Origin of the sequence: Streptomyces sp. ISL-11 (assembly GCF_018614525.1) — a bacterium.
In the GTDB taxonomy this organism is placed as follows: domain Bacteria; phylum Actinomycetota; class Actinomycetes; order Streptomycetales; family Streptomycetaceae; genus Streptomyces.
This window is the reverse complement of the sequence record NZ_JAGGOL010000127.1, coordinates 1-5,270: the sequence shown is the minus strand read 5'-3', so window position 1 is coordinate 5,270 and position 5,270 is coordinate 1. Positions and strand designations below refer to the sequence as shown.

Sequence of the window (5,270 nt, the reverse complement as noted above, 5' to 3'; positions counted from 1 at the left end):
GCGCTGGCCGGGCCCCTCACCGGTGCCGGCGGCGCCCACGGCCCCTTCGTCGTCCCCCTCCTGGCGTGCGCCGTTCCCGCGCTCGCGCTGCTGGCGTACGCCCTCCCCGCGCTGTCCCGGGCCTCCGCGCACCGGCTCGGGGCGTACGGGCCGCCCAGCCCCGACCCAGCCCCCACCCCGCCGCCCCGGCGAGCCCCGGACCGGTGACCCACCCCACCGGGCCGCACACCCTGTCAGAGGAGCAAGGAAGATGACCGTTCACCCCATCCGCACCGCCGGGCGAGAGCGAGGGCGCGACCGATGAGGGTCCTGTTGCTCGGCGCCAACGGCTACCTCGGCCGCTATGTGGCCGACCGGCTGCTCGCCGACCCCGCCGTCCAGCTCACCGCCCTCGGCCGCGGCGACGACGCGGACGTCCGCTTCGACCTCGCCACCGGCAGCCCCGGCGCGCTGACCCGCTTCCTCAACGCCGTTCACCCCGGCGTGGTGATCAACTGCGCGGGCGCCACCCGCGGCGGCGCCCGCGACCTGACCCGGCACAACACCGTCGCCGTCGCCACCGTCTGCGAGTCCCTGCGCCGCAGCGGCTGCGGCGCGCGCCTGGTCCAGCTGGGCTGCTCCTCCGAGTACGGCCCCTCCCAGCCCGGCTCCTCCACCGCCGAGGACGCCGTGCCGCGCCCCGGCGGCCCGTACGGGGTCAGCAAGCTCGCCGCCACCGAGCTGGTCCTCGGTTCGGGCCTGGACGCCATCGTGCTGCGCGTCTTCTCGCCCGTGGGCCCCGGCACCCCCGCCGGCTCCCCCCTCGGCCGGCTCGCCGACGCCATGCGGCGCGCCATGCAGAGCGGCGACAACGAGCTGAAGCTCAGCGGCCTCGGCGTCCAGCGCGACTTCGTCGACGTGCGCGACGTCGCCCGCGCCGTCCACGCGGCCTCCCTCTCCGCCGCCCAGGGAGCCGTCAACATCGGCACCGGCCGCGCGGTCAGACTCAGGGACGCCGCCTCCCTGCTCGCCCGGGTCGCCGGCTTCGGCGGCGCCCTGCACGAGCTGGACGACCCGCACCTGGGCACCCCGCCCGCCTACCCCTACCCCGACGGCTGCGGCAGCTGGCAGCAGGCCGACGTGCGCACCGCCCGCGACCGGCTCGGCTGGCGCCCCCGGATCGGCCTGGAGGAGTCGCTGGCCGACATCTGGATGGAGGCGGCGTGTCGTATCTGATGCCGTCCGGCCAGCGCCGGGCCGCGCCCGCCGAGGCCCCGCTGCGCTTCGGCGTCCCCGGCATCGCCCACCCTCTGCTGGCCCCCGGCGAGTGGAGCGAACTCCTGCGCGCCGACGTGCCGGTGGAGTGGGTGGTCCTCGGCAGCGGCGGTATGGCCGCGGCCGGCGAGGCGTCCGGCGGGCCCGGCGCCCGGCCGGACCCCTACCAACTGCCGGCCGTCGCCCGGCTGCGGCAGGCGGGTGTCCGGATCCTGGGCCACCTGGACCTGCGGTTCGGCGAGCGGCCCTTCGCGGAGCTGCTCGCGGAGGCACAGAGCTATATCAACTGGTACAAGGTGGATGGCTTCTCGCTGGACGCCTGTCCCACGGACCGGGCCGCGCTGCCCGGGACCCGGCGCACGGTCACCACGCTGCGGGCCATGCTGGAACGCGCGTACATCGTCCTCGTCCACGGCGCCCACCCCTGCGCCGGCTACGCCGATCTCGCCGACCAATTGGTGACCTTCTGCGGGCCCTGGTCGGCCTACCGCTGGTCGCAGGTGTCCGAATGGACCGCCGACCATCCGCCCGGGCGCTTCTGTCACCTGGTGCACGGCGTTCCCGCGCAGCACCTGGACGAGGCGCTGCGGATCGCCCGCTGGCAGGGCGCGGGCACCATCTACTTCACCGACCGGACGGACCGGGACGAAGCGGACCCGTGGGAGGTGATGCCCGGCTACTGGGACGAGATCGTCTCGCGCATCGGACCTGGTGTCTCGGAATGAGGCGGGGCGTGGCAGTGTTACGCGGAAGAGCGCCCCGCACCTGCGGGGATGATCCGTCCACCGACCTACGGAGACCCCGTGTCGCTGCCACCCCTGGTTGAGCCGGCTGCCGAGCTCACCGTCGACGAGGTTCGCAGGTACTCCCGCCACCTGATCATCCCGGATGTCGGGATGGACGGGCAGAAGCGGCTGAAGAACGCCAAGGTGCTCTGTGTGGGCGCGGGCGGCCTCGGGTCCCCCGCCCTGATGTACCTGGCGGCGGCCGGTGTGGGCACGCTGGGCATCGTGGAGTTCGACGAGGTCGACGAGTCCAACCTCCAGCGGCAGATCATCCACAGCCAGGCCGACATCGGCCGCTCCAAGGCGGAGTCCGCCCGGGACTCGGTGCTGGGCATCAACCCCTATGTCGACGTCGTCCTCCACCAGGAGCGCCTGGAGGCGGAGAACGTCAAGGAGATCTTCTCCCAGTACGACCTGATCGTGGACGGCACGGACAATTTCGCCACCCGCTATCTCGTCAACGACGCGTGCGTGCTGCTGAACAAGCCGTACGTGTGGGGCTCGATCTACCGCTTCGACGGCCAGGCGTCGGTGTTCTGGTCCGAGCACGGCCCCTGCTACCGCTGCCTCTACCCCGAGCCCCCGCCGCCGGGCATGGTGCCCTCCTGCGCCGAGGGCGGCGTGCTGGGCGTGCTGTGCGCCTCGATCGGTTCGATCCAGGTCAACGAGGCCATCAAGCTGCTGGCGGGCATCGGCGAGCCGCTGGTCGGGCGGCTGATGATCTACGACGCCCTGGAGATGACGTACCGGCAGGTCAAGGTCCGCAAGGACCCCGAGTGCGCGGTCTGCGGCGAGAACCCCACGGTCACCGAGCTGATCGACTACGAGGCGTTCTGCGGCGTGGTCTCCGAGGAGGCCCAGGAGGCGGCGGCCGGCGCCACGATCACTCCCAAGCAGCTCAAGGAGTGGATCGACGACGGCGAGACGATCGACATCATCGACGTCCGGGAGCCGAACGAGTACGAGATCGTCTCCATCCCCGGCGCCCGGCTGATCCCGAAGAACGAGTTCCTGATGGGCAACGCCCTCCAGGACCTGCCCCAGGACAAGAAGATCGTCCTGCACTGCAAGACGGGTGTCCGCTCCGCGGAGGTTCTCGCGGTCCTCAAGGCCGCGGGCTTCGCCGACGCCGTCCACGTCGGCGGCGGCGTGATCGGCTGGGTCCACCAGATCGAGCCGCAGAAGCCGGTGTACTAGGAGGTCCGGCGGACCGCAGGCGGCAAAGACGGCGGCCCGCAGCCGAAGCCTCTTCCGGTCTTCTACGAGCAGGTCGTGCCCTCGGACGGCACCTTGCCGTCCAGCAGATAGCCGTTGACGGCGGCCACCATGCAGGGGTTGCCGCTGTTGTACGCGCCGTGCCCCTCGCCCTGGTACGTCACCTCGACGCCGACGCCCTTCCCGAGCTGCCGCGCCATCTGTCGGGCGCCCGCGTACGGGGTGGCCGGGTCGCCGGTGTTGCCGACGACGACGATGGGCGCGGCGCCCCCGGCGCTCACGTCCGGGTTCTTCCAGCGGCCCTTGACCGGCCAGTCGGTGCAGCCGAGCAGGGCCCAGGCCGCGGACTCCCCGAAGACGGGTGACGCCTCGCGGAACTCCGGCAGCCGCCGCCTGACGTCGTCCACGGTGTAGCGCTGCTCGGCATCGGCGCAGGAGATCGCCCGGTTGGCCGCCTGGAGATTGCTGTAACGGCCGTCGGGGGCCCGGCCGTTGAGGGCGTCGAAGAGCGCCAGCAGGGTGTTGCCGCTGCCCTGCCCCATGGCCTCCTTCAGGCCCGCGGTCAGGTACTTCCAGGTGTCCTTGGAGTAGAGCGCGGACGCGATGCCGTTCACCGCCTCGTCCTGGGTGAGCTTGCGGCTCTGTGCGGTGGGCAGCGGGCTCGTGTCGAGCTTCTTGAGCAGGCCGGTGATCTGCTCCTGGGAGGGGCAGCCGGCGGCGCGGCCGCCCGCGGCGCAGTCCTTGAGGTAGTTGTCGAGCGCGAGCTGGAAGCCCTTGGTCTGGCCGAGGCTGCCCTGCAAGGGGTCCTGGGTGGGGTCCACGACCGCGTCGAGGACCGCACGGCCCACGTTCCGCGGGAACAAGTGGGCGTACACGCCGCCCAGTTCGGTGCCGTACGAGATGCCGAAGTAGTGCAGCTTGGCGTCGCCCAGGGCCGCCCGCAGCCGGTCCAGGTCGCGGGCCGCGCTGATGGTGTCCACGTGGGGCAGGACCCGGCCGGAATTCTCGCGACAGGCGTTCACGTACGCCTTGTTCGTCTCCAGGGCCGCCCGCACCTCGGCGTCGTCGTCGGGCGTGGCGTCCAGCTGTGCGGTGGCGTCCAGCTCCTTGTCGCTCTGGCAGCGCACGGTGGCGCTCTCGCCGACCCCGCGCGGGTCGAAGCTCACCAGGTCGTACCGCTCCCGCAGCTTGTCGTACGTCTGGGCGAGACCGGGCAGGGCGGAGACGCCCGAGCCGCCCGGGCCGCCGAAGTTGAAGACCAGCGAGCCGAGGCGGTGCGAGGCGTCCTTCGCCTTCGACCGGATCAGTGCCAGCTCGATCTTCTCGCCGTCCGGCTTGCCGTAGTCCAGCGGTACGGGCAGCTTGGCGCACTCCCACGTCTTGCCGGGCGCCTTGCCGTCACCGCCCTGCGCGGCCGTGGGAGCCGGGCACGCCGCCCAGCGCGGCCGCGCGTCCGGGGCGGGGCCGCCCCCGGCCGCGTCGCTCCTGTCGCCCGGGGTGTCCGCCCGCTCGTCGGCGCACCCGGAGGCGGCGAGGGCGACCGCGAGGGCGGCGGAGGCGAGGGCGAGGGCCCGAGGGCGGTGTGGACTCATTCCACCGACTCTACGGACGCCGGGCGCTCCTCGCCCCAGCGGCGGGGAGCGCTCAGCGGGCGCGCAGGGGCGCGCAGCCTATTCTCCGGCCCACCGCGTCGACGAACGCCGGGAAGGACCGGCGCGGGTCGTCCAGCCGGGTGTGGGTACGGCCGGGGCCGGTGCGCATCGCGAAGACCGTGGCCCGGCCGGCGCAGTCGGCCCGTACGAGCGCGCCGTTGGCGTCGATGCGGCCGTGCGCCCGCCACCCGGGTGCCGGCGGGCGGTCGCCCGTGAGCCCGTCGAAGAGGGCGACGAGCCTCGGCCTGCCGATCATCGCGAACCGGGCCGCGGGCCGGCCGTCGTCGGAGACCACGCAGGTCTGGAAGTCGTCGTGCGCGCTGCCCGCCGCCTCGGTGAGGCGCTCGTCCGCCGCGCCCGTGCC

Annotated in this window: 4 protein-coding genes and 2 pseudogenes; 4 read left to right on the top strand and 2 right to left on the bottom strand. The window is 73.3% G+C overall.

Annotated elements, in window-relative coordinates; genetic code table 11:
• The 4 genes and pseudogenes from J7E86_RS23900 to moeZ form a co-directional block, all read left to right on the top strand.
• Positions 1 to 207, top strand: a pseudogene (locus J7E86_RS23900) (hypothetical protein); the annotation flags it as partial.
• A 93-nt stretch (positions 208 to 300) separates the two neighbouring features.
• Positions 301 to 1,215 (top strand): NAD(P)-dependent oxidoreductase, encoded by a 915-nt coding sequence (locus J7E86_RS23895; RefSeq protein WP_215084048.1) that lies wholly within the window; start codon positions 301 to 303, stop codon positions 1,213 to 1,215.
• A complete protein-coding gene (locus J7E86_RS23890) occupies positions 1,215 to 1,979 on the top strand; it encodes a spherulation-specific family 4 protein (protein WP_215084050.1) in 765 nt (254 codons plus the stop codon). The genes J7E86_RS23895 and J7E86_RS23890 overlap by 1 nt, the downstream gene beginning before the upstream one ends.
• A gap of 78 nt (positions 1,980 to 2,057) precedes the next feature.
• Positions 2,058 to 3,236 (top strand): adenylyltransferase/sulfurtransferase MoeZ, encoded by a 1,179-nt coding sequence (gene moeZ, locus J7E86_RS23885; RefSeq protein ID WP_215084046.1) that lies wholly within the window; start codon positions 2,058 to 2,060, stop codon positions 3,234 to 3,236.
• Positions 3,237 to 3,298: 62 nt separating this feature from the next.
• Here moeZ and J7E86_RS23880 read toward each other — a convergent pair whose 3' ends face one another.
• Both J7E86_RS23880 and J7E86_RS23875 read right to left on the bottom strand, forming a co-directional pair.
• A complete protein-coding gene (locus J7E86_RS23880) occupies positions 3,299 to 4,846 on the bottom strand; it encodes an alpha/beta hydrolase (RefSeq protein ID WP_215084044.1) in 1,548 nt (515 codons plus the stop codon).
• Between the two features lie 52 nt (positions 4,847 to 4,898).
• Positions 4,899 to 5,270, bottom strand: a pseudogene (locus tag J7E86_RS23875) (hypothetical protein); the annotation flags it as partial.

Bases quoted from the DNA above. Each gene is read 5' to 3' on its own strand.
- J7E86_RS23895 (WP_215084048.1), top strand. From the start codon at position 301: ATGAGGGTCCTGTTGCTCGGCGCCAACGGCTACCTCGGCCGCTATGTG.
- J7E86_RS23890 (WP_215084050.1), top strand. From the start codon at position 1,215: ATGCCGTCCGGCCAGCGCCGGGCCGCGCCCGCCGAGGCCCCGCTGCGC.
- J7E86_RS23880 (WP_215084044.1), bottom strand. From the start codon at position 4,846: ATGAGTCCACACCGCCCTCGGGCCCTCGCCCTCGCCTCCGCCGCCCTC.